Raw genomic sequence first — 22,069 nt, forward strand, 5'->3', positions numbered from 1 at the left:
AGGACATTGGCCAAAGTTTGTTACCCTGATGCCTTTGTTGCTAAGCATGGAGCGTTGAGGTGCATAGGATTATTGCGGTGTTTATTTTGTGTTTGTGTGGTTTTTCAGCCGTTGCAGACGAGCCAGAAAAGACCACTCTGCGCGTAGGACTGAGCGAAGTTCCGCCCTTTGTCATTCATGATGATAATGGTGAGTGGCGCGGGATAAGCGTCGATCTCTGGAATGATATCGCCAAGGCCTTGGGCTACAAGTTCGAGTATAAACCCATGCAGTTTGGCGAGCTGTTGCCAAGCCTTGAGGCAGGTAATCTCGATGTGGTGATCGGTGCCTTGACCATGACCGCCGAGCGCGAAAGCAAGTTCGACTTTACCCATCCTATTTATCAGACGGGCTTGGCTATTGCCGTGCCGCACGGCGGTGACAAAAGTGGCTGGGCGACACTCAAGGGCTTGCTGTCTTGGCAGTTCGCCAGCGCGGTGCTTGGCTTGGCTGGCTTGTTATTGCTGGTGGGCGCATTGCTTTGGATATTCGAACGCCGGCGCAACACCGAGCAGTTTGGCGGCAAGCCAACGCAAGGGTTGGGCAATAGCTTCTGGTGGGCAGCAGTGACCATGACCACCGTTGGCTATGGCGACAAAGCACCAGTGACACTTGGCGGACGCTTGATCGCCATTATCTGGATGTTCAGCGCCTTGATCATGGTGTCGACCTTTACTGCTGCGGTCACCAGTGCGCTGACCGTTGGCAATCTGCAAAGCGGCATCAAGGGTTCCGAAGACCTTCGGCGTGCGCATGTTGCGACAATTGGCAGCACAGTCGGTGAGAAATACCTGACCAATCAACGCATTCGCAACACCGTCTACCCGGATGTATTGAGTGCGATGCGCTCGGTGCAAGAGGGGGTGACTGACGCGGTTGTCTACGATCTGCCGATTTTGCAGTATCGCAATACAGAGTTGGACGGCGGTGGCTTGGACATATTGCCGGGCACCTTTGACAATCAGTCATATGCCTTTGCAGTCGCCAGTGGCAGCCAGTTGCGCGAGCCGATCAGCCAGGAAATCCTGCGCATCACCAATGGCGACGAGTGGCAGCGACTCAAGGATGTGTACCTGAGTAAGTAGTTGTCAGGCCTCCCTGCCTTCAACATCATGAGCGACCCTGAGCGATTGGTCAGGGTCGCATCAATCAGCTTCAACCCTTGCTGACTTGTTGATCAAGCAGCTCTTTGGTCAGAGCCTCGACTCTTTCGCGGCGTTCGCTGTTGTTGCGCCAACTGCGATTATCGATGCTTGACCATTGCGGGTAGGCGCGGGCGTCGCGCAGGGCTTCGGGCAGTTTGCCTTGGCGCCAGGTACTGTCTTGAGGAGCGGCGAGCTTGATTGCATTCATCGCCGCATGGCCGCGCTCATCCAAGGCTGCCAGCAGCAGTTGCTGGCGCAGGGCCAGAAGACGCAGCACGGCATCATCGACCGTTAGCTCGCGTTCACCTTTGAACTTGCCTTTAAGGCGCTGGCCATAACCACGCAAGGTCTGGGCGCCGCCGCCAATCAATGCGCCCAGGGCAGCAGCTGCACCAAGGGTAATGCCGCCAACCAGCAGGTCGATCCCGGCGCCTGTTGCCGCGCCTGCCGCCATACCGCCACCGACCTTGATCCCGAGCTGCTTGAGGGTTTGTGGATTGAACAGGTCATCGCCCCAGCGTCCGTCAAGCAGGGGGAGATCTTCAGCCGTGGCGTCATCTTTACGGAAGGCATAGAGCTTGAGCAGGTCTTCAACACAACGTTGTTCGCGCTTGCAAATGTTCTCGCGTAGCGAATTGATCGCCGCCTTTTCAAGTGCAGGTTCAGCTGCAACGCTGCGTCGATAGGACGCGCAATCAATCAGCAAATCAGCAATCAGCTGCAGCCCAGCCAGGACGCGGGCCTCGCGTTGGGCCTGATGATCGTCGACCAGGCGCTGCAGTTGCGGCGCGGCTTTTTCCAGTAACAGGCCCAGGCTTTCATAGAGGCGCCGTTCACCATCAACGGGCGGCGCCACGCTGTCGAAGCGCACCAGTGCGTGCAAGCCAATGCGGGCCAGTGCTTCTCGCCACTCGGATTCGCGATGAGCAGTGCCGGCAACAAAATTCAATACGGGTAGCAAGGGGCGCCCGCACATGCTCAGCACTTCGAGCTCGTCGCGGTACTTGGCCAGTACCGGCTCGCGTGCATCAATCACATACAAACCGGCGTCGGAGGCTTGAAGCTGGCGTAGCACCTTGGCTTCTTGCTCGAAACGCTGATGGGCCTCGCTACTTTGCAGAAAACGCTCCAGCCGCGCCGGGCCATCGAGCCGTTCGCCGGGGTGATCAAGACGTTCCAGGTAGTCGAGCAGGGCGATTGCATCTTCCAGCCCCGGTGTGTCGTAAAGTTCCAGCAGCGCTTCACCCTCGACCGACAGGCGCGCGCCCTCAACATGGCGGGTGGTGCTGTGGCGGTGTGATACCTCGCCAAAGCCGACGTCGCGGGTCAGGGTGCGCAGCAGTGAAGTCTTGCCGACATTGGTGTGGCCGACGACGGCCAGGCGCAGCGCTTTGGACTTAGTCATGACCGTTCTCCAGCCAGCGTAGCGGCGCCGAATCACTGTGTTGCAGTTGCAGGCTGTTGAGCGCTGTGTGCCAGTCGCTTAAACGAGCGCTGTCGAGCGGCTCGCCCGTTGGCGGCTGTAATAGCCAGATGCGTGTGGCGCCCGCGCAGCGGCTCAGTTCGCCAAGCAGGCTCAAGGCGCCGCGGTCGGGCGAGCGGCGCGGGTCGCAGGCAATCACCAGGCGGGCCGGGGGAAAGCGCGTCAATTGTTCGAGCAAGCGCTGGCGCTGTTCGCGGCTGTCGATCACCCCGGCATCACGCACGATTTTTGGCAGTGTGGTCGGTGGCCATTGGCGCTGGGTATCCAGCTCGATGGCCATCAACACCGCTTCTTCGCTAGGGTTGGTGTTGTGGCCTGCTGCGGGTTGATGCAACGCATCCGGCGCGCTGTCATTTATCCCAAGGCGCTCACTGCTCGGTTGCAGCCGTTCGCGCAGCAAGCTGTAGCCGGGCAGGCTGGTGTCGAGTTTCAGGGCGGTGCGTCCTTTGCGCCAGAGCAGCCAGCAGGCAAGCGTCAGCAGCAGGCGCGGAATGATGCCGTAAACCAGCAATACGCCGACCAGCCAGCCGGCCCAGCTTTGTCGTGCGGCTTCGCTGAGCATGGCGCTGTCGCCGCTGATGCGGATCAGTTCGGCATCTGGCAGGCTGAAGCCGAACAGCGCAGGCAAGGCGCCGATACTTTGTGTCAGTACGGTAAAGGTTTCACCGCTGAGAATGGTGCTTTCCCAGACAAAACCATAGCGTCGTGTGGCCAGCAACAGCAACATGCTCAACAACGTGCTGAGCAGCGCGACCAGCCAGAATCCGTTGCTCATGATGCCCAGCACCCAACGGCTGAGCCGTTGACGTTGCAGCAAAATGAGCAAGGCCGGTGCCAGTTGCGCCACCTGCGCATCGCGCGCCAGTTTCTCACTGAGCCACAACCACAAGCGGCCCAGTGCTCCGGCGCTATTACCCGCAAGTAAAAGTCCAAGCAGCCAGCCGACCAGCATCAACAGGTTGAGCCCAAGCATGCTGCCGAGCGCCCAGAACACGTTGACCGGGCGCAGACCATCGCCGAGGGCGGCAACACTCAAACCTATGCCGCTGAACACGGCCAATACCAGCATGGCCAGAACCGCCAGTCGTGAGCCTTGGTACCAATGACTCAAGGCTTGTCGCTGGCCGTCACGTTCGGCCAGTAATAAAGCACGCTGTTGCAGGCGCTCGGCAAAATCGCCGCCGCTGATTTGCACACGGCGGTTGGCTTCGCTGTCTTCGAGCGGCCCGGTGTGCTCCTCGCGCAAGCGGATGGTCTCGGTGAGCCAGAGCTTTTGCAGTTTACTCAGCGTATTGGCGGCAGCTGTCACGCGGTATCTCGCTTCAGGATTGAATGCTGAGCATAACCGCTGGACGCTGTTTCAACTACGGCATCGGTTTATTTGCGCAGGCTTCTGACCTTGGCTGCAATGTCTGGCTGGTCGCTGAACAGCCCGTCGATTCCGGCGTCGAGGAAGATATTGATCTCCTGTTCGATATCACCACGGGCTTGTGGGTCATCGCCTTTGCGCAGATTCACAGGCAAAAAGCTGTTTTCGGCGCGGAAGGTATAGGGGTGAACTTTCAATTTGGCAGCGTGGGCATCGGCAACAAAACGGGTGGTGTTGGCTGGATCAAGCACGCCGTTGCTGTCGAGCGGGATAATTGCGCTTTTGTGTGGGCCGACGCCAACGGCGTATTCGGCGACCTGTTTGAAGCCTTGCGGCGTTGTCATTTGTGCGTAGGTCAGCGTGTTGCCACTGCTGGCTTGGTCAAATGGCTGGCCTTCGCCGTACAACTGGATCAAGCGGATATCGCTGTCACGACTGAGCTGTTTCAGGTTGTTGACCTCGAACGATTGGATATAAACCGGCGCCTTGGCGCTGTCCAAGCCATTTTCCTTGAGGACTTTCAGCAAGGGTTTTTCCATGCTCAAGCCTTGTTGCTGAAAGTAGCTTGGGTGCTTGGTTTCGATATACAGGCCAATCTGTCGTTGCTGGCTGCGTTGTAGGTCTTTGCTCAGGTCGATGATTTCCTGCAGCGTCGGGATCTGCATGCTGCCATTGAGACGTGCGTTGCCGGGGCGGACATTGGGGATTCGCTCAATGGCGCGCAGGGTCTTGAGTTCAGCTAGGGTAAAGTCCTCGCTAAACCAGCCATTCAGCGCGATGCCATCAACTGTTTTACTGCGTTTGCGTTCGGCAAATTCCGGGTGATCCGCCACATCGGTGGTCAAGCCCAGTTCATTGTCATGCCGCGCCACCAATTGTCCGTCTTTGGTCATCACCAGATCAGGCTCGATATAGTCAGCGCCCAGAGTGACCGCCAATGCATAAGCGCCGAGCGTGTGTTCGGGTACATAGCCGCTGGCGCCACGGTGGCCGATGACCAGTGGATAAGGCTGCGCCTTGGCCGCGTGCGCAGGCGATTCAGGCGCTGCGGTCGCCATAAAGGGCAAGCAAAACAGGCAGGCTAAAGCGCCAAGGCGGGAGTGGTGATCAGCGAATAGGTGGTTGAGTGTAGGCATGCGCGTCGTCCTTGTGCGAGGTGCTCGCTAAAAGGATAGTCTGCAATTGGCTTGGTGACGCTTTGGTTACAGCGCTTTGCATCCGTGGTTTTAACGGGGCTTGAACCTCAGTGGACAAGCTGCGCGTTGTCGCACCCTGCACCCAAGCTTTGCTATGCTCGCCCGCATGAAAAATACTCTTCCTCTTTGTCTGATTGCGGCGCTCGCGGACAACCGCGTGATTGGCCTCGATAACCAAATGCCTTGGCACTTGCCAGCGGATCTCAAGCACTTCAAGGCGCTGACGCTGGGCAAGCCGATCATCATGGGGCGCAAAACCTGGGATTCGCTCGGCCGACCTTTGCCGGGGCGCCTGAACCTGGTGGTTAGCCGCCAAAGCGGTTTGCAACTTGAAGGCGCTGAAGTCTTTGCTTCGCTGGAAGAGGCCGTGGCCCGTGCCGATGCCTGGGCGCGTGAGCAGGGTGTGGATGAGTTGATGCTGATTGGCGGCGCGCAACTGTATGCCCAAGGCCTTGAGCAGGCACAGCGCATGTACCTGACGCGGATCAATCTCAGCCCGGACGGTGATGCCTGGTTTCCTGAGTTTGATGCCGCTGCCTGGCAACTGGCCTCAAGCGAGGCGCATCCCGCCACTGAAACAACCCCGCCTTATGTATTTGAAGGCTGGCAGCGCCTTTAAACGCATTAGTAGGGTGGATGGTGTTTTTCCGTCCACCATTGAAAGCAATACGTTTCTTAGCTGCGATCAGCCAGCACGCCGATCAAAAAGAACACCAGCAACAACACTGGCGCCAAGGTGTAGTTGTTGAATTGGCCGAGCCCTGCGCTCAGGTAAGGCGTCAGGAATACGATGGCCAAGCCATACACCACGGCGCACACGACCACGAAAATGATGGTGCGAAAGACAAAGTTCAGGCCGCCAATGCTGCGCTGGACCCAGGCATTGATCGCTGGGCCGAAGAGTACGAACAGGGTCGCCATGATCGCCAGCGAGATATCGTACAGGTGGCTGCGACTCCAGCGTGACAGTGTGGCGGTTAGGTCAAGTAGCAGGTCCATGCGGTGTCCTTAGAGCAAAAGGCTCATCAACTGCCTATCAAGGCAAAAACTGTTGCAGTAAGTCATTCAGAAACAACTGGCCCTCTGCTGTCGCAGTCAGGCGATCAGGGTTGTCTTGCAGCAGGCCGCGTTGTTGCGCCTCTTTACGTGCCTCGCTTAGCAGGCTGAGCGGCAGGCCAGTGCGCTGGCTGAACAGCTCGCTAGCCACACCTTCGGTGAGGCGCAATACATTCATCAAGAACTCGAACGGCAACTCATCCTGCCCTAGAACGCGCTCGCCTGCACTAAAGCGCTTGTTTGGGTCGAGGTAGTCCTTGGGCAGGCGGGTTTTCCAGGTGCGCCGGATAATGCCATCGGGGCTGCTGAGCTTGCCGTGAGCGCCCGCACCAATTCCGATGAAATCGCCGAAGCTCCAGTAATTCAGGTTATGCCGCGCCGCCTTGCCTGGCTGGGCATAGGCTGAGACTTCATATTGTGCATAGCCATGTTCGGCAAGCAGTGCCTGGCCCGCTTCCTGAATATCCCAGAGCGTATCGTCTTCGGGCAAGGTTGGTGGCTGGTTCCAGAACACCGTATTGGGCTCAAGTGTCAGCTGATACCAGGACAGGTGCGTCGGTTGCTGCGCAATGGCGGTGCGCAGATCTGCCAGGGCATCGTCAATGGACTGATCGGGCAAGCCGTGCATAAGGTCGAGGTTGAAGTTGTCAAAGCCAGCTGCGCGGGCCATGTCGGCGGCGCGTACGGCTTCATCGCCATCATGGATTCGGCCGAGCGCCTGCAGCTTGGCTGACTGGAAACTTTGTACGCCGATTGACAGCCGGTTGATCCCCAACTTGCGGTACGCCGAAAACTTGGCCTGTTCAAAGGTGCCGGGGTTGGCTTCAAGGGTGATCTCAATGCCGTCGACAAACCTGATCCGCTCTTCAACGCCCGCCAGCAAGCGCCCGAGGGCCTTGGCTGAAAACAGGCTTGGGGTACCGCCGCCAAAGAAGATCGACGTCAGTTCACGGCCGTGTACAGCAGGCAAGTCGGCGTCGAGATCGGCCAGCAAGGCGTCAACGTACTCTTCCTCTGGCAGGGTTGGCGCCGCTGCATGGGAGTTGAAGTCGCAATAGGGACATTTTTTAACGCACCAGGGAATGTGGATATACAACGCCAATGGCGGTAACACAAAGCCTTCAACCAGGTGATGGCTGCGGTCGCTGGCGATGGTCTGGCCAGCGTTTGGCGCTGTTGTCATAGACCCAGCCGTTGCTTGAACAGCGCCATGGCGCGCGCGCGGTGGCTGAGCTGGTTCTTCTCGGCAGGGGTGAGTTCGGCACTTGAGCAATCGCGCTCTGGCACCCAGAACAAAGGGTCGTAACCGAAGCCATGAACGCCTTGTGCCGCTGGCAGGATACGCCCGTGCCACAGTCCTTCGCAGATGATCGGCAGCGGGTCGTCGGCGTGGCGGACCAAGGCCAGACAGCAAACAAACTGGGCACCGCGTTGCTCTGGGGCGACATCTTTGAGCACTTCAAGCAGCTTGGCATTGTTGGCAGCATCACCTTGCCCGTCTGCATAGCGCGCCGAGTAGATGCCGGGTGCGCCGCCGAGGTAATCCACAGCCAGTCCTGAGTCATCGGCGAGCGCGGGCAAGCCTGATACGCGTGCGGCATTGCGAGCCTTGAGAATGGCGTTCTCGACGAAGGACAGGCCGGTTTCTTCAGGCTCAACGGCGCTGAATTCACCTACCGAGCGTACTCGAATTGAGTCGCCAAGCATGGCCTGGAGTTCTTTGAGTTTGCCAGCGTTATGGCTGGCCAGTACTAGTTCAGTAAGCTGGATCATTCGTCTGGGAAAAATTCCTGGTTGAAATCGAAGCTGTGCGCCGTGCCATCGCCAGCGGTGACATTAATGGTGAAGCGCAAGACTTCACGCTGCTCGAAAGGGAACTGCGCCAGGTAATAAATCGCGCCCGGCTCGCTGACTTTTTTGAAGTTCAGCGCGTAGTTCTTGCCCAGCAGGTCCTTTACCGAGCCGGTGACGTTGGCGGCGCTGGCCTTGCCGCCTTTAAGCACGGCAATATTGACCACTCCTTGGGTTTTGCTCCGCACCAAACCATTGGCTGCAGCGATATCCGGCTGCAAGAACCCGGAGTTGAAGGCGTTGTAGTGAATGTCCAGGTCACCGTAGGTTTTCTTGCGTTCAGCGAAGGCTGGCAGGCTCAGGCACAGAGCCATAAGTAATACGACGAGGCGACGCATAAGGATCTCCTTTAAAAGTCAGCTGGCTTGGTCGTTGCTGTTCATGGCGGTATAGCCACTGACCCGATAGATGCCGATCTCACCTAACAGGTTAGGCAAGATTTTGCTGGCCCAACCGTGCCGGTGGTCGCGATCAACCGCCAGGCGCTCAAGAATGGTCGCTTGCTGGTCCAGGCACAGACGCTCGAAGTCTTCAAATGTGCAGAAGTGAATATTCGGCGTGTTGTACCAGGTGTAGGGCAAAAAGTCGGAAACCGGCATGCGGCCCTTGCTGGCCAGGTACCAGCGGCAGCGCCAGTGGCCAAAATTCGGGAAGGTGATGACACAGGTTTTACCGACGCGGAGCATTTCCTTGAGGATGCGATCCGGGAAATGCACGGCCTGTAGCGCTTGAGTCATGACCACCACGTCAAAGCTGCCATCGGCAAAGTTGCCCAGGCCTTTGTCGAGGTCTTGCTCGATAACATTGACGCCCTTGTCCACGCATTCGGCAATGTTGTCGGGGTCGATTTCCAGGCCGTAACCAAAGACCTGTTTATTGTCGCGCAGCCAGGCGAGTAATTCGCCGTTGCCGCAGCCAAGGTCAAGCACGCGGCTGCCTGCGGGAATCCAGTCTTGGATAATGTCCAGATCGGCTCTCATGCCTGCCTCACAAGGTAATTCGATTCATATAGCTGCTAAATGCCTGCAGATAGCGCGGGATCGGCATCAGGAATGCGTCGTGACCTTGCTGCGCGTCGATTTCCAGATAGCACAGGTTTTTGCGCGCAGAGGTCAGGGCGTCGACGATCTCGCGTGAGCGCTGCGGCGAGAAGCGCCAGTCAGTGGTGAATGAGATCACGCAGAAGTCTGCCTGCGCCGCCGCCAGGGTTTTCGCCAGGTCGCCGTCATTTGCCGCGGCTGGGTCAAAGTAGTCGAGCGCTTTGGTCATCAACAGGTAGGTGTTGGCGTCAAAGCGTCCGGAAAATTCTTCGCCTTGATAACGCAGGTAGCTTTCGACCTGGAACTCGACGCTGTGGAAGTCGTAGTTGAGCTTTTCACTTTTCAGGCCGCGCCCGAATTTCTCGCCCATGGCGTCGTCAGACAAATACGTGATGTGCCCAACCATGCGCGCTAGCATCAGGCCGCGCTTGGGGATGACGCCTTGTTCCTGGAAGTGGCCGCCATGAAACTCCGGGTCAGTCAGGATGGCCTGGCGCGCAACTTCATTGAAAGCGATGTTCTGTGCCGACAGTTTCGGTGCCGAGGCAATGGCAACGCAGTGGCGTACGCGCTGTGGATAACTGATGGTCCATTGCATGGCTTGCATGCCGCCCAAGCTACCGCCGACCACGGCTGCCCACTGCTCGATACCCAGTGCATCGGCCAGTCGAGCCTGGCTATGAACCCAGCATTCAACGGTCATCACCGGAAAATCGGCGCCAAAGGGCTTGCCAGTTTCCGGGTTGATGCTCGATGGGCCGGTAGAACCGTTGCAGCCACCGAGGTTATTCAGGCTGACCACAAAGAAACGGTTGGTATCAATGGCTTTGCCGGGGCCGATACAGCTGTCCCACCAACCGGGCTTGCGGTCTTCAGCGCTGTGATAGCCCGCAGCATGGTGATGGCCGGACAGCGCATGGCAAATCAAAACGGCGTTGCTGCGTGCTGCGTTTAGTTCGCCGTAGGTTTCATATATCAGGTCATAGTTGGCAAGGGTTCGCCCGGAAGCCAGTGATAACGGCTCGGCAAAATGCAGTACTTGGGGTGTCACCAAGCCAACAGAATCTTGTGGAAAGGCAGTCGACATCGACCCTGCTCGCAAAGTTGAGAGTTGAAAAAGAAAGTCATGCAGTCTAAAGAGCGCCGCCCCCTGCGGCAAGCGATGGGGCGGTGTCTTGAGCGTTTGAGTAAAGCCCGGATACAAAAGTGGATGCGGGTTCTGGGCCGCCAGCGAACCGGTTTTGGGGCCGGTTTATTCGTTGGCGCTCATGCTGCGTGCCGCAAGCGGTAGATTGACTACCTTGCTCTGGCGATGGATGGGCGCAGGACGGCGCAGGTTACGCAGCATGTCAGCCGCCTCGTTGAGCTGTGCGCTCAGGTCTGCGCGGTAGCGGGCCAATTGTTGAGTGCGCTGGCGGGTGTGTTGGGTTTCCTGAGCCAGCGCCTTGAGCCGCAGCATGTGGGTTTCCAGGAGCTGCTTATGTTCCAGCGTATGCTGCATCAGGGGCATCAAGGCGTCGTTGGCCCACTGGTCCGCATCCTGGCGCAGCCGCTGGTGCATGCCAACCACCTCTTGGGCAAGCGTGGCAAAAAAGCGTTTTGCCAGGCTTTTCTGCTCGGTCAACAAGGACTTTAAGTGCAAGCGAAACTGGTCTGCCTTGACCTGCAGTTGCTTGAGTTCGCGGCGATAGCGCTCCACATTGAATTGTGGTGCATCAACGCCATTGAGCGGGTTTTCTTCGTTGTGCCGGCGATAAACCGCTGCGACCATGGTGTTGGCGGTTTCGACTTCATAGCTCAGGCTGTGCAAGTCGTTTTGGATTGAGCTGAAAAAATGCAGGATGGCCTGGTTGATGCCAAGGGTTGTCCAGCAACTGGTCAGCTCCTTGCGGGCGCGCTCCATGTGCTTTTCAAGCTGCTCGGGCCGCACCGCCGCACGGAGCATATCGCCTTGGCGCTTGAGCAGGCGCTGATTGGTTTTCAAGCCCAGCAGCCGCTTGTGGTGCTGGCTGTGATCTTCTTTGGTTTTGGCGGTCAGCTCAAACAGCATCTGGCCGTTATCTTGCTGGTGAGCGTTAAGCAGGGCTTGTTGCTGAGTCACTTGTTCAAGGCGCAAGTTGAGTACGTGCTGGCTGTTTTGCACCAAGCCCAGCACCTGATTAACCACATGATCTTCGATCAAGCGTTCTTTTTGCTTGACGATGCGCTCGCAGAGCAATGTTTCCAGGTTATGCATTTGGCTGCGTGCAAGCAGGGCCGAGTCCTTGCGCACTTTAGCCAACAGCGCCTGCTTGGCCGAAAGCGGCAATACATCGTCCGGCTTGATGCCAAGTTGCTTGGCGGTAATGGTCTGGATCTGGCGGATGCTGTTCTGCACGAAGGTCTCGCCGGCCAGGTCATCCCAAAGTACGTCGATCTTGTTCAGCACGGCAAACAAGCTGGCGTGGCTGTCTTCTTCAAGCGGATGAATATGTTGCTGCCAGGCCGCCATGTCGCTTGCAGTCACGCCCGTGTCGGCAGACAACAGGAACAGGATTGCCTGGGCGCTGGGTAACATCGACAGGGTCAGTTCGGGCTCGCAACCCAGCGCATTCAGGCCTGGCGTGTCGAGAATGCGCAAGCCTTGGCGCAGCAGTGGATGGTCGAAATTGACCAAGGCATGACGCCAGGCTGGCACCATGACCACACCGGGTTTGTCGCTGTTTTCCAGGGTGTCTGGATGGAAGCCCAGCTGGATGGCGTCTTCAACCTTCATCGGCTTGGTTTTCGACACCTGGTTGAACGCTGCAATCATGTTGCCAGGGTCCGTAACATCCAGCGGGATGTTCACCCAGTGTTGCGGGGCGCGCTTGAACTGGGCAACGCTGGCTTCCGAGGCGCGAGTTTCTATCGGCAGTAGCCGAATATAGGAATGCTCGGAGCGTGGGTCGAAGAACAGCTCGGTTGGGCACATGGTGGTGCGCCCGGCGTGCGATGGCAGCATGCGCTGGCCATAAGAAGAGAAGAACAGGCTGTTTATGAGCTCGGTCTTGCCGCGCGAGAACTCGCCAACGAACGCCAGGGTGATGTGATCGGTACGCAAAACCCGAAGTGCGCGCTCAAGTTTGGCGGCAACGTTATCCGAGTTTAAACGGTTGGTTTCGAGCCAACTGCGATAGCGCGTGATTTCACGCATAAGCTCGCGTTTCCACGCCACATAGGCGTCGATCTGCTGGGTGAGACGTTCCATGCTCATTGACTCCATCCTTTAACGAATTGAAGCATCTAGCACGTCCCGCATCGACCTGTAGGCTTTGCTATCAATCCATTATGACTATATTTACAAGCCAGGCCGGGCATTTTCAGCCGATATGTGAAAGCCGACTCACTTGTATTGAATCCTTGCAGTGATGGCATTATGCCTAGACTGTACGAATCGTCAATTAGCCTGTCTATAAACGGTCGTTTTGCCCAGCCAACCGGCCCGGGCGGGCCAGTTGTTGTATAGCGTCAGGGTCTATTCAAGCGCCGTCGGCAAGGCGGGGGAACCTCGTCGACTCAGCGCCAAGCCTTAGTTAGATCGCCAGGCTCAGGCCCGAGAGCATGCCGGTCATGACCGCCAGGTTGCGGATAACCAGCATGTCGATCAGGTTGAGCACCAGGAATGCCAGGATCGGCGAAAGGTCTAGGCCGCCGAGGTTTGGCAGGATTCGCCGGAAAGGCATCAACAGGGGTTCGCAAATCTGGTTCACCAGTTCAACCGCTGGGTTATGGCTACCCTGGGCGACCCACGACAGAATCACGCTGATGATCAAGGCAAAGAAGAACACCTTGAGGAACAGTGCGGTGACGCCAATGATCGACCAGACCAATACCAGCAGCGGTGCGCCAAAGCCGTAGCCCATCAACATCAGGGTTAGCTCCATGAGCACGAACTGGACGATCACGGCGAGTATCAACGAAGAGGTGTCGAGGCCGAAGATGCTCGGGATCAGCTTGCGCATGGGTTTGAGCAACGGCTGGGTCGCGCGCACGATAAACTGGCTGAGCGGGTTGTAGAAATCAGCGCGAACCAATTGCAGGATGAATCGCAGCAGCACGATCAACAGGTAGAGACTGCCGATAGTTTGCAGGATATAGACGCCTGCAGTGTTCAAACCAATCATTATTTGCTCCTTATTTGCCTAGCTGTTCAGCCAGCTCGGCCGAACGGCGAGCAGCAGCGTGTAATGCGTCATCAACCAGGGCTTCAAAGCGGCCAGCCTGGAAGGTTTTGATTGCAGCTTCGGTGGTGCCAGCAGGCGAGGTCACCCGGCGCCGCAGTTCGCCTGCGTCGACATCGCTGGCGACGGCCATATGGGCGGCGCCCAAGGCTGTTTGCAGCGTCAGTTGGGCAGCGGTTTCGCGTGGCAACCCCAGTTTTTCGCCAGCGGCCGTCATGGCTTCGATCAACAGGAAGAAATAAGCGGGACCACTGCCTGAAACGGCGGTTACCGCATCGATTTGCTGTTCTTGTTCGAGCCAAACGGTCATGCCGACGGCCTTGAGCAATTGTTCGGCCTGGTCTTTCTGCTCTGGGCTAACGCGGGCATTGGCATACAAGCCGCTAACGCCCTGGCGCAATAGCGCTGGCGTGTTGGGCATGCAGCGCACTATGGGGCGCTCGCCGAGCCAGTTTTCAAGGCTGGTGCAGTTGATACCGGCGGCGATGGAAACCACCAGTTGTCCCGCTTGCAGGTGTTGGGCGAGGTCGGTGCAGACCTCTTTCATCACCTGTGGCTTGATCGACAGCACTATGACGTCCGCACCTTCTATCGCCTCGGCGTTACTGGCAAAAGTGCTGATGCCGTGCTCGGCAGAAATTTTCGCGCGTTGCTCTTCACCGCGGTCACTGGCTCGAATGGCACTGGCGTCGAAGCCTTGCGCGCGCATGCCGCCGATGAGGCTGGCGGCCATGTTGCCTGCGCCGATAAAGGCGATGCGAGGAGAAGTCATAGCGGAGTTTCCTGTGTTGATTCAGAACGATAGTCGCGGGCACCAAAGAGTGCCGTACCAATTCGAACCCAAGTCGCGCCTTGGGCAATAGCTGCTTCAAGGTCGTGACTCATGCCCATGGACAATGTGTCGAGATCAAGATTCAAACCTTGCTGCAGCTCGCGTAACAAGGCGAATGCCGCGCTTTGTTGCGCCGGGTCATTACTTGGCTCTGGAATTGCCATCAGCCCCCTTAGTTGCAAGTTCGGTAAGGCCTTTACGGCCGCTGCCAATGCCGGTAATTGTTCAGGGCTACAGCCGGATTTACTGGCCTCCTGGCTGACGTTGACCTGCAAGCAGATATTCAATGCGGGCAAGTGCGGCGGTCGCTGTGCTGACAAGCGTTGCGCCACCTTGAGCCGGTCGACTGAATGTACCCAATCAAAGTTTTCGGCGATGGCGCGGGTCTTATTTGACTGAATGGGGCCGATGAAATGCCAAATCAATGGCAAATTGGATAATTCGTGCTGTTTATCCAGCGCTTCTTGTAGATAATTTTCACCAAAGTCATGTACACCAGCCGCATAAGCTTGGCGAACGGCGCTGGCTGGTTTGGTTTTGCTTACTGCAAGCAAACCAATTGTCTCGGGTTGACGTGCGCAGGCTTGCGCCGCCTCACGGATCCGAGTTCCGACCTTTGCAATATTCTCTGCTATCGTGGACATTACTTACGCTCTGTGGCCCGTTCGCTCTGCGTGTGGGGCATTCTAACGTCAATGGCCGCTGGTTGAGAAAAACTAACGTGACAGGGCGCGTCATTCTGCCTGCAACGACGCGTGCTAGTTGAGCCGTTTGATTTGATTTAAACACTGCATAACCGGGTGCAGCGTTATTTAAGCAGCCTGTTGGGGAGTTACATGGATATCACAGAACTGCTGGCGTTCAGTGCCAAGCAAGGGGCTTCAGACTTGCACCTTTCTTCGGGGCTGCCACCGATGATTCGGGTTGATGGTGACGTGCGTCGCATCAACTTGCCTGCACTGGACCATAAGCAGGTGCACGCGCTGATCTACGACATCATGAACGACAAGCAGCGCAAGGATTTCGAAGAATTCCTGGAGACCGACTTCTCGTTCGAAGTGCCGGGTGTCGCGCGTTTCCGGGTTAACGCCTTTAACCAGAACCGTGGTGCTGGCGCTGTATTCCGGACGATTCCTTCCAAGGTTCTGACCATGGAAGACCTCGGCATGGGCGAGGTGTTTCGCAAGATCACCGACGTGCCACGTGGCCTGGTTCTGGTGACAGGTCCAACAGGTTCGGGTAAGTCGACCACCTTGGCGGCAATGCTCGATTACCTCAACGCCACCAAGTATCACCACATCCTGACCATCGAAGATCCGATCGAATTCGTTCACGAATCGAAGAAGTGCCTGGTCAACCAGCGTGAAGTTCATCGCGACACATTGGGCTTCTCCGAAGCACTGCGCTCGGCGTTGCGGGAAGACCCGGACATCATTCTGGTGGGTGAGATGCGTGACCTTGAAACCATCCGCCTGGCGCTTACCGCTGCGGAAACCGGGCACTTGGTCTTCGGCACCTTGCACACCACTTCAGCCGCCAAAACCATCGACCGGGTGGTTGACGTATTCCCGGCTGAAGAGAAATCCATGGTTCGCTCAATGCTCTCGGAATCATTGCAGGCGGTTATTTCCCAGACCCTGTTGAAGAAAATCGGCGGTGGTCGGGTGGCTGCACACGAGATCATGATCGGCACCCCGGCAATTCGGAACCTGATCCGCGAAGACAAAGTGGCGCAGATGTATTCATCAATCCAGACCGGTGGCTCGCTGGGCATGCAGACCCTTGATGCCTGCCTTAAAGGTTTGGTGGCAAAAGGCTTGGTCAGCCGCGAAAGCGCGCGTGAGAAATCCAAGAACCCTGAGAATTTCTAAAGAAACGCCACTGGCTATACTCAAAACCTCTGGGCCGCCTGTGCTCCGGAGCCCAGGCGTCGATGGCACACGCGCATTGACGTCACTTATGATGTAAACGCGTGACTGCGACGGTGAGAGAACACAATGGACTTTGAAAAACTGCTGCGCCTGATGGTCGAGAAAGGTGGGTCTGACCTTTTTATTACTGCGGGCGTGCCACCGTCGATGAAGGTCAACGGCAAGATCATGCCGATCACCAAGACTGCCATGTCACCTGAGCAAACCCGTGAAACCGTGCATTCGGTGATGAACGAGCAGCAACGCCGCGAGTTTACCGAGAATCACGAATGCAACTTTGCGATCAGCGCCCGGGGTGTTGGCCGTTTCCGGGTCAGTGCGTTTTACCAGCGCAACCTGGCGGGCATGGTATTGCGCCGGATCGAAACCAATATCCCGACGCTTGATGACTTGCAGTTACCGGAAATCCTAAAAAAACTGGCACTGACCAAGCGCGGCCTGGTGCTGTTCGTCGGGGCGACGGGTACCGGTAAATCGACCTCCCTGGCGGCGATGATTGGCTATCGCAACAAGAACAGCAGCGGCCACATCATTTCCATCGAAGACCCGATCGAATATATCCACCAACACCAGAATTGCATCGTTACCCAGCGTGAAGTGGGTATCGACACCGAGTCGTTTGAAGTGGCGCTGAAAAACACCCTGCGCCAGGCGCCCGATGTGATCCTGATTGGTGAGGTGCGTACCCGCGAAACCATGGATCACGCCGTTGCCTTCGCTGAAACCGGTCACCTGTGCCTGGCCACCTTGCACGCTAACAACGCAAACCAGGCGTTGGATCGGATCATCAACTTCTTCCCAGCTGACCGGCAGAACCAGGTGTGGATGGATTTGTCGCTCAACCTCAAGGCAATCGTTGCCCAGCAACTGATTCCAACCCCGGACGGCAAAGGTCGGCGCGCGGTAATCGAAGTGTTGATCAACACGCCACTGGCCGCAGACTTGATTCGCAAAGGCGATGTGCATGAGCTCAAGGCCTTGATGAAGCGCTCAACCGAGCAGGGCATGCAGACATTCGACCAAGCGCTGTACAACCTCTACAGCCAGGGCGAAATCACTTACGAAGATGCCTTGCTCTATGCCGACTCGGCGAACGACCTGCGCCTGATGATCAAGCTCGGTTCAGAAACCGATGGCGACCACCTGACCAGCATGGCGCAAGGCTTGTCATTGGAAGTCAGCAACGACGATAACCCGGGCCGCAGCTTTCGCTAGCAAGGGGTTTAGCGAAATTTATCCAGCGCGACGGCACTCAACCCGCCGCGCGGTTGTCTCAATTTTTTCCATGCAAGCAGGAGGCGAGCAGCTATGCAGCAACAGGACACCCACAGCAAGACAATCGGTTATCTGTTATGGATCTTCGGATTTCTCGGCGCCCACCGTTTCTACTATGGCAAGCCTGTGACGGGAACCATCTGGTTCTTCACCTTGGGCTTGTTTTTTATCGGCTGGATCATCGACCTGTTCCTGATTCCCGCCATGGACAAGGAAGCTGACCTGCGCTTTACCGCAGGCGAAACCGATTACAACGTCGCCTGGATTCTGCTGACCTTTCTCGGCATTTTCGGCGTTCATCGCATGTACCAAGGCAAATGGATTACCGGGATCATCTACCTGTTCACCGGAGGCCTGTTCTTTGTCGGCGTGCTTTATGACTTCTGGACGCTCAACACCCAGGTGTCACTGAAAAACGCCTCGCGCGCCTGAGAACCGCTGGCCCTGTATGCGCCCAGCTGATGGGGCCAGGTGGCGCCGTCAGCGAGCATCGGGTCGTTAATGCACAAACCTCTCGGTCGTTTTTTGTTACGGTTGTTTCTTCTACTAAAAAGAGAGAACCGTTATGAAGCTCGCGCCAAAATTGCTGGCCGCTGCACTCTGCCTGGGTCTAACTCTGACGGGACAGGCGTTCTCCACCGAGCTCAAGCACTGGCCAGAGCCGGCAGCCAAGCAACTCAATGCCATGATCGCGGCAAACGCCCATAAAGGTAATTTCGCGGTCTTTGACATGGACAACACCAGCTATCGTAACGACCTGGAAGAGTCACTGCTGCCGTTCATGGAGAATAAAGGGCTGATCACCCGAGAAAAGCTCGATCCCTCCCTCAAACTGATGCCGTTCAAGGACACCGCTGACCACAAGGAAAGCCTGTTCAGCTATTACTACCGGCTTTGCGAAGTAGACGACATGGTCTGCTATCCGTGGGTTGCGCAGGTGTTTTCCGGCTTCACTCTCAAGGAACTCAAAGGCTACGTGGACGAGTTGATGGCCTTGGGCAAGCCCGTGCCAAGTACTTATTATGATGGCGATGAGGTCAAGACCATCGAAGTCCAGCCGCCCAAGGTGTTTGCCGGTCAGACCGAGCTGTACAACAAGCTGATGGAAAACGGCATTGAAGTCTATGTGGTGAGCGCGGCATCTGAAGAGTTGGTGCGCATGGTCGCTTCAGACCCCAAATACGGCTACAACGTCAAACCGCAGAACGTAATCGGCGTTTCGCTGCTGCTCAAGAATCGTCAAACCAACCAACTGACGACTGCGCGTAAGCAGGTAGCTGCAGGCAAATATGACGATCAGGCCAACCTCGGTCTGGAACTGACTCCGTACCTGTGGACGCCAGCAACCTGGATGGCAGGCAAACAAGGCGCGATCCTGACCTATATCGATCAGTGGAAAAAACCGATTCTGGTGGCTGGCGATACCCCAGACAGCGACGGCTACATGCTGTTTCACGGCGTCGATGTCAACAAAGGCGGGATTCACCTGTGGGTCAACCGCAAAGACAAGTACATGAACCAGCTCAACGGCATGATAAAAACCAACGCCGAGGCGCAAGCCAAGGAAGGTTTGCCAGTGACGGCTGACAAAAACTGGGTCATCGTCAAGCCCGATGATATCCAGTAAACGAGCAAGGGCCAGGCGTTAACCTGCCTGGTCCTGTATTCAAGTCGAATGCTTGATTTCGGATAAGTCATCCACCGCCAGCGCGCCGGTATCCGTGGTTTCCAGTACGGCGTAGGCGCTGCTGCAAAACAGTGAGTTCAAGCGCTTCATGTCGGCGATCAACTCCAGGTGCAATGAGCTGGTTTCGATGCTCTGCACTATCTTGCGTTGCAGGCGGCTTACATGGGCGTGAGCCAGGCGTCGTTCCTGAGCGCGGAAGCGGCGCTTCTCTTTAAGCAATTGGCGGGCGCTTTCCTTGTCGGAGCTGAGAAACACCGACAAGCCTAGGCGCAGGTTGGCAATAAGCTGGCTGTGCAGCCCGGCCAGCTCCTCCAGGCCGGTTTCGGAAAATGACCGGCGTTGCGAGGTTTTTTGCTGCTGAACCTTGCGCAGCATGCGTTCGATCAGGTCGCTGGCGAGCTTGAGGTTGATCGCCAATTCAATGGTTTCTGCCCAGCGGCGGCTGTCCTGATCGCTCAAGTCTTCCCGTGGCATCTGCGCCAGATACAGCTTGATGGCGCTGTACAGCGTTTCAGTGTCGTCGGTCAGGCGGCGTATTTCCTGAGTGACCGCGCTCTGCTTGCTGTGCAGCACATCGCGCATGGTTTCGAGCATATTGTCGATCAAGTCGCCGATGCGCAGGGTTTCGCGCGCCGCATTGGCCAGCGCCAGGCTAGGTGTGGCCAGCGCTGCCGGATCGAGATGCCGCGCCTTGGCTGCACCATTGGTTTCTGGTTTTTGCGGCAGCAACCAGGCGCAGAGCTTGGCCATCGGCCCGACACTTGGCAGGAGCAGCAGGCAGCGTGTGGTGTTGTACAGCAGGTGGAAACCAATGACGATTTCCTGATGGCTGAAGTCGAAGCCGTCAATCCATGCCACCAGCGGGTCGAGCACCGGGATAATCAGCAACAGGCCGATCAATTTGTACAGCAGGCTGCCAAGCGCTACCTGGCGGCCTGCCGGGTTCTGCATGCTGGTGCTGAGGAAGGCCAACACACCGCTGCCGATGTTGGCGCCAATCACCAGGCCGATGGCCACGGGCAGGCCAATCAAGCCAGCGCCTGCCAGGGTTGCGGTGAGCAACACGGCTGCAAGGCTGGAGTAGGAAATCATTGCGAACAGGGCGCCCACCAGCGCATCGAGCAGAATGTCGCCGGTCAGTGATGCAAAGATCACTTTGACACCTTGGGCCTGCGTGATCGGCGTCGCCGATTCAACGATCAATTGCAGCGCCAGAATGATCAGTCCCAGTCCGATGCAGACCCGGCCCATTTGCCCAAGCCGAGTTTGTTTGCGCGACAAGAAAAAGATCACCCCGACGAAGATCAGCAGGGGCGATAGCCATGACAAATCAAAGGTCAGCACCCGCGCCATCAGCGCAGTCCCTACATCAGCGCCGAGCATGGTTGCTAGCGCCGGGGTCAGGCTCATCAGGCCCTGGCCGACAAAGGAGGTGACCAGCATGGCGGTGGCGTTACTGCTCTGCACCAGTGCGGTGACGCCTATTCCGGCGATAAACGCCAGCCAGCGCTTGGACATGCTCTGGCTGATTACATGGCGCAGATTAGAGCCATAAACCCGCAGGATGCCGGTTCGGACTATATGTGTGCCCCAAATCAACAAGGCCACGGCAGATAACAAATTAAGCAGGGTAAGCATGCTGGCTCCCTGTGCTGTTTAGACCCTGATGGGCAAGCTGACGGTGCCGTACACGTTCTAGTTGTTACTTAAGCTGTAGTTGGTTTACGGCAATGACGCCAGCATCGCATAGCTGAGCAGGGGATTGAAACAAAACTGTCACAAAGCCATTGCGGCCAATGACAAAAACACAAAAGCCCGGAATTCCGGGCTTTTCAGGGACCAGCGGCCGAGTTTAGCTCGGGATGATCGGCAACTCGCGCTTGTGCGCTGTTTTCAGATAAGCCGATTCGATGATCTCGGCGGCAGCATCCGAGACTGGCTTGCCGAGCAGGTAGTTGTCGATATCGTTGTAGGTACAGCCGTAGGCAACTTCATCGAGTTTGCCCGGCGCCAGTTCTTCCAGGTCCGCAGTCGGCGCTTTGTGCACCAGGGACTCTGGCGCACCCAGTTGCTGAGCGAGGAGGCGAACCTGGCTCTTGGTCAGACCAGACAAGGGCGCCAGGTCACAAGCACCGTCACCAAATTTGGTAAAGAAGCCCATGACCGCTTCGGCGGCGTGGTCGGTGCCGACAACCAGGCCACCGACAAAGTTAGCGATGGCGTACTGCGCAACCATGCGGGTGCGGGCCTTGACGTTGCCTTTGGCAAAGTCGGTCAGGCTTGGGCTTGGCTCAATGCCTTCCAACTGGATGCTGTTCATCAAGCCATCGACGGCATCGGCGATGTTCACCGCAGTCGACATATCCGGCTGGATAAAGCCCAGCGCTGCCTGGGCGTCGTGCTCGTCAGCCTGGGTCTTGTACGGCAAGCGCACAGCGACGAACTTGACGGCCTGGCCCTCGTCGCGCATTTGGCTGACGGCCAGTTGGCACAGGCGACCGGCGGTTGATGAGTCGACACCGCCGCTGATCCCCAGCACCAAGGCCTTGGCGCCGGATTTGCGCAGTACGCCTTTGATGAACTCAATGCGGCGAGTGATTTCGGCGTTGGCGCTGCTCTCATCGATGATGCCTCGGTCAATGGCCAAGGCTGCCTGAATCTCTGATCGCAAAACTGGGTTCATTACATATTCACCTTTTGGGTTATTTCAGTGCTGGCTAAAGCGGCTGTTGCGTGGCCTTAGGTGGCTTGAGTCAGTACTGGAATTTTTAAGCAATTATCGGGCTACTTTAGCACCGCTCGCCCCAGCGTTTGTGGAGCCGCTTTGAGCAAGTAGTATTTCCTGCCGGGTTTTATGCGAGCGCATTGTATTCAATCTTTGGCAGCTAAAGTCGTCATGCCACAAATGTTATTCGCCAAGGGTTGTGTTATCGGAAAGTGGGCGTTTTTGGTGCAAGGGATGG

General features: G+C 57.1%; 21 protein-coding genes. 6 read left to right on the top strand and 15 right to left on the bottom strand.

The window, feature by feature from the left end; all coding sequences use genetic code 11:
- The first annotated feature begins 59 nt into the window (after window positions 1-59).
- On the top strand, window positions 60-1,124 hold the full coding sequence (locus AACY26_RS15160; protein ID WP_339515434.1) for a transporter substrate-binding domain-containing protein: 1,065 nt from the start codon (window positions 60-62) through the stop codon (window positions 1,122-1,124).
- Window positions 1,125-1,194: 70 nt separating this feature from the next.
- Here the strand turns inward: AACY26_RS15160 and AACY26_RS15165 are convergent, their stop codons facing one another.
- The 3 genes from AACY26_RS15165 to AACY26_RS15175 form a co-directional block, all read right to left on the bottom strand.
- Entirely contained in the window at window positions 1,195-2,589 is a 1,395-nt protein-coding gene (locus tag AACY26_RS15165; RefSeq protein WP_339515435.1) for a GTPase/DUF3482 domain-containing protein, read from the bottom strand.
- Window positions 2,582-3,976, bottom strand: coding sequence for a DUF2868 domain-containing protein (locus AACY26_RS15170; RefSeq protein WP_339515436.1), 1,395 nt, complete (start codon window positions 3,974-3,976; stop codon window positions 2,582-2,584). Before AACY26_RS15170 ends, AACY26_RS15165 begins: the two co-directional genes overlap by 8 nt.
- A 68-nt stretch (window positions 3,977-4,044) precedes the next feature.
- The gene (locus tag AACY26_RS15175) at window positions 4,045-5,094 is read right to left on the bottom strand and encodes a glycerophosphodiester phosphodiesterase (protein ID WP_339515686.1); all 1,050 of its coding nucleotides are present in this window, start codon (window positions 5,092-5,094) and stop codon (window positions 4,045-4,047) included.
- A gap of 232 nt (window positions 5,095-5,326) precedes the next feature.
- Here AACY26_RS15175 and AACY26_RS15180 point away from each other — a divergent pair, with 232 nt between their 5' ends.
- Complete coding sequence (locus AACY26_RS15180) at window positions 5,327-5,851, top strand: dihydrofolate reductase (RefSeq protein WP_339515437.1); 525 nt, start codon at window positions 5,327-5,329, stop codon at window positions 5,849-5,851.
- Window positions 5,852-5,907: 56 nt separating this feature from the next.
- Here AACY26_RS15180 and AACY26_RS15185 read toward each other — a convergent pair whose 3' ends face one another.
- The 10 genes from AACY26_RS15185 to AACY26_RS15230 form a co-directional block, all read right to left on the bottom strand.
- On the bottom strand, window positions 5,908-6,231 hold the full coding sequence (locus AACY26_RS15185; RefSeq protein ID WP_339489739.1) for a DUF3392 domain-containing protein: 324 nt from the start codon (window positions 6,229-6,231) through the stop codon (window positions 5,908-5,910).
- Window positions 6,232-6,268: 37 nt separating this feature from the next.
- Window positions 6,269-7,471, bottom strand: a complete 1,203-nt coding sequence (hemW, locus tag AACY26_RS15190) for a radical SAM family heme chaperone HemW (protein ID WP_339515438.1) — start codon at window positions 7,469-7,471, stop codon at window positions 6,269-6,271.
- Window positions 7,468-8,061: an RdgB/HAM1 family non-canonical purine NTP pyrophosphatase gene (gene rdgB / locus AACY26_RS15195; RefSeq protein WP_339515439.1), complete on the bottom strand. Its 594-nt coding sequence runs from the start codon at window positions 8,059-8,061 to the stop codon at window positions 7,468-7,470. Before rdgB ends, hemW begins: the two co-directional genes overlap by 4 nt.
- Complete coding sequence (locus tag AACY26_RS15200) at window positions 8,058-8,477, bottom strand: DUF4426 domain-containing protein (protein ID WP_339515440.1); 420 nt, start codon at window positions 8,475-8,477, stop codon at window positions 8,058-8,060. Before AACY26_RS15200 ends, rdgB begins: the two co-directional genes overlap by 4 nt.
- A gap of 18 nt (window positions 8,478-8,495) precedes the next feature.
- Window positions 8,496-9,119 (bottom strand): methionine biosynthesis protein MetW, encoded by a 624-nt coding sequence (gene metW / locus AACY26_RS15205; protein WP_339515441.1) that lies wholly within the window; start codon window positions 9,117-9,119, stop codon window positions 8,496-8,498.
- A gap of 7 nt (window positions 9,120-9,126) precedes the next feature.
- Window positions 9,127-10,266, bottom strand: coding sequence for a homoserine O-succinyltransferase MetX (metX, locus tag AACY26_RS15210; protein WP_339515442.1), 1,140 nt, complete (start codon window positions 10,264-10,266; stop codon window positions 9,127-9,129).
- Between the two features lie 165 nt (window positions 10,267-10,431).
- Window positions 10,432-12,414: a dynamin-like GTPase family protein gene (locus AACY26_RS15215; protein WP_339515443.1), complete on the bottom strand. Its 1,983-nt coding sequence runs from the start codon at window positions 12,412-12,414 to the stop codon at window positions 10,432-10,434.
- A 319-nt stretch (window positions 12,415-12,733) separates the two neighbouring features.
- On the bottom strand, window positions 12,734-13,324 hold the full coding sequence (locus AACY26_RS15220) for a YggT family protein (RefSeq protein WP_339515444.1): 591 nt from the start codon (window positions 13,322-13,324) through the stop codon (window positions 12,734-12,736).
- A 10-nt stretch (window positions 13,325-13,334) separates the two neighbouring features.
- Window positions 13,335-14,153, bottom strand: coding sequence for a pyrroline-5-carboxylate reductase (proC, locus tag AACY26_RS15225; RefSeq protein WP_339515445.1), 819 nt, complete (start codon window positions 14,151-14,153; stop codon window positions 13,335-13,337).
- The gene (locus AACY26_RS15230) at window positions 14,150-14,857 is read right to left on the bottom strand and encodes a YggS family pyridoxal phosphate-dependent enzyme (protein ID WP_339515446.1); all 708 of its coding nucleotides are present in this window, start codon (window positions 14,855-14,857) and stop codon (window positions 14,150-14,152) included. The genes proC and AACY26_RS15230 overlap by 4 nt, the downstream gene beginning before the upstream one ends.
- 192 nt (window positions 14,858-15,049) lie before the next feature.
- Between AACY26_RS15230 and pilT the strand changes: the two genes are divergently transcribed.
- The 4 genes from pilT to AACY26_RS15250 all read left to right on the top strand — a co-directional run bounded on the left by pilT (window position 15,050) and on the right by AACY26_RS15250 (window position 19,046).
- On the top strand, window positions 15,050-16,084 hold the full coding sequence (pilT, locus tag AACY26_RS15235; protein WP_087515257.1) for a type IV pilus twitching motility protein PilT: 1,035 nt from the start codon (window positions 15,050-15,052) through the stop codon (window positions 16,082-16,084).
- 126 nt (window positions 16,085-16,210) lie between these two features.
- The gene (locus AACY26_RS15240) at window positions 16,211-17,359 is read left to right on the top strand and encodes a PilT/PilU family type 4a pilus ATPase (protein ID WP_339515447.1); all 1,149 of its coding nucleotides are present in this window, start codon (window positions 16,211-16,213) and stop codon (window positions 17,357-17,359) included.
- A 93-nt stretch (window positions 17,360-17,452) separates the two neighbouring features.
- Window positions 17,453-17,851, top strand: a complete 399-nt coding sequence (locus AACY26_RS15245; RefSeq protein WP_339515448.1) for a TM2 domain-containing protein — start codon at window positions 17,453-17,455, stop codon at window positions 17,849-17,851.
- Between the two features lie 133 nt (window positions 17,852-17,984).
- Window positions 17,985-19,046: a haloacid dehalogenase-like hydrolase gene (locus AACY26_RS15250; RefSeq protein ID WP_339515449.1), complete on the top strand. Its 1,062-nt coding sequence runs from the start codon at window positions 17,985-17,987 to the stop codon at window positions 19,044-19,046.
- Between the two features lie 39 nt (window positions 19,047-19,085).
- Here the strand turns inward: AACY26_RS15250 and AACY26_RS15255 are convergent, their stop codons facing one another.
- Together AACY26_RS15255 and nadE are read right to left on the bottom strand one after the other, a co-directional pair.
- Complete coding sequence (locus tag AACY26_RS15255) at window positions 19,086-20,744, bottom strand: Na/Pi cotransporter family protein (protein ID WP_339515450.1); 1,659 nt, start codon at window positions 20,742-20,744, stop codon at window positions 19,086-19,088.
- A 214-nt stretch (window positions 20,745-20,958) separates the two neighbouring features.
- Complete coding sequence (gene nadE, locus AACY26_RS15260; RefSeq protein ID WP_339515451.1) at window positions 20,959-21,789, bottom strand: ammonia-dependent NAD(+) synthetase; 831 nt, start codon at window positions 21,787-21,789, stop codon at window positions 20,959-20,961.
- Window positions 21,790-22,069 lie beyond the last annotated feature (280 nt).

It is taken from the genome of Pseudomonas sp. RL_15y_Pfl2_60 (assembly GCF_963970595.1).
In the GTDB taxonomy this organism is placed as follows: Bacteria; Pseudomonadota; Gammaproteobacteria; order Pseudomonadales; family Pseudomonadaceae; genus Aquipseudomonas.

Excerpts from the sequence above, each read along its gene's own strand:
- AACY26_RS15165 (WP_339515435.1), bottom strand. The coding sequence starts at position 2,589 with ATGACTAAGTCCAAAGCGCTGCGCCTGGCCGTCGTCGGCCACACCAAT.
- AACY26_RS15175 (WP_339515686.1), bottom strand. The coding sequence starts at position 5,094 with ATGGCGACCGCAGCGCCTGAATCGCCTGCGCACGCGGCCAAGGCGCAG.
- AACY26_RS15180 (WP_339515437.1), top strand. The coding sequence starts at position 5,327 with ATGCTCGCCCGCATGAAAAATACTCTTCCTCTTTGTCTGATTGCGGCG.
- AACY26_RS15185 (WP_339489739.1), bottom strand. The coding sequence starts at position 6,231 with ATGGACCTGCTACTTGACCTAACCGCCACACTGTCACGCTGGAGTCGC.
- hemW (WP_339515438.1), bottom strand. The coding sequence starts at position 7,471 with ATGACAACAGCGCCAAACGCTGGCCAGACCATCGCCAGCGACCGCAGC.
- rdgB (WP_339515439.1), bottom strand. The coding sequence starts at position 8,061 with ATGATCCAGCTTACTGAACTAGTACTGGCCAGCCATAACGCTGGCAAA.
- AACY26_RS15200 (WP_339515440.1), bottom strand. The coding sequence starts at position 8,477 with ATGCGTCGCCTCGTCGTATTACTTATGGCTCTGTGCCTGAGCCTGCCA.
- metW (WP_339515441.1), bottom strand. The coding sequence starts at position 9,119 with ATGAGAGCCGATCTGGACATTATCCAAGACTGGATTCCCGCAGGCAGC.
- metX (WP_339515442.1), bottom strand. The coding sequence starts at position 10,266 with ATGTCGACTGCCTTTCCACAAGATTCTGTTGGCTTGGTGACACCCCAA.
- AACY26_RS15215 (WP_339515443.1), bottom strand. The coding sequence starts at position 12,414 with ATGAGCATGGAACGTCTCACCCAGCAGATCGACGCCTATGTGGCGTGG.
- AACY26_RS15220 (WP_339515444.1), bottom strand. The coding sequence starts at position 13,324 with ATGATTGGTTTGAACACTGCAGGCGTCTATATCCTGCAAACTATCGGC.
- proC (WP_339515445.1), bottom strand. The coding sequence starts at position 14,153 with ATGACTTCTCCTCGCATCGCCTTTATCGGCGCAGGCAACATGGCCGCC.
- AACY26_RS15230 (WP_339515446.1), bottom strand. The coding sequence starts at position 14,857 with ATGTCCACGATAGCAGAGAATATTGCAAAGGTCGGAACTCGGATCCGT.
- pilT (WP_087515257.1), top strand. The coding sequence starts at position 15,050 with ATGGATATCACAGAACTGCTGGCGTTCAGTGCCAAGCAAGGGGCTTCA.
- AACY26_RS15240 (WP_339515447.1), top strand. The coding sequence starts at position 16,211 with ATGGACTTTGAAAAACTGCTGCGCCTGATGGTCGAGAAAGGTGGGTCT.
- AACY26_RS15245 (WP_339515448.1), top strand. The coding sequence starts at position 17,453 with ATGCAGCAACAGGACACCCACAGCAAGACAATCGGTTATCTGTTATGG.
- AACY26_RS15250 (WP_339515449.1), top strand. The coding sequence starts at position 17,985 with ATGAAGCTCGCGCCAAAATTGCTGGCCGCTGCACTCTGCCTGGGTCTA.
- AACY26_RS15255 (WP_339515450.1), bottom strand. The coding sequence starts at position 20,744 with ATGCTTACCCTGCTTAATTTGTTATCTGCCGTGGCCTTGTTGATTTGG.
- nadE (WP_339515451.1), bottom strand. The coding sequence starts at position 21,789 with ATGAACCCAGTTTTGCGATCAGAGATTCAGGCAGCCTTGGCCATTGAC.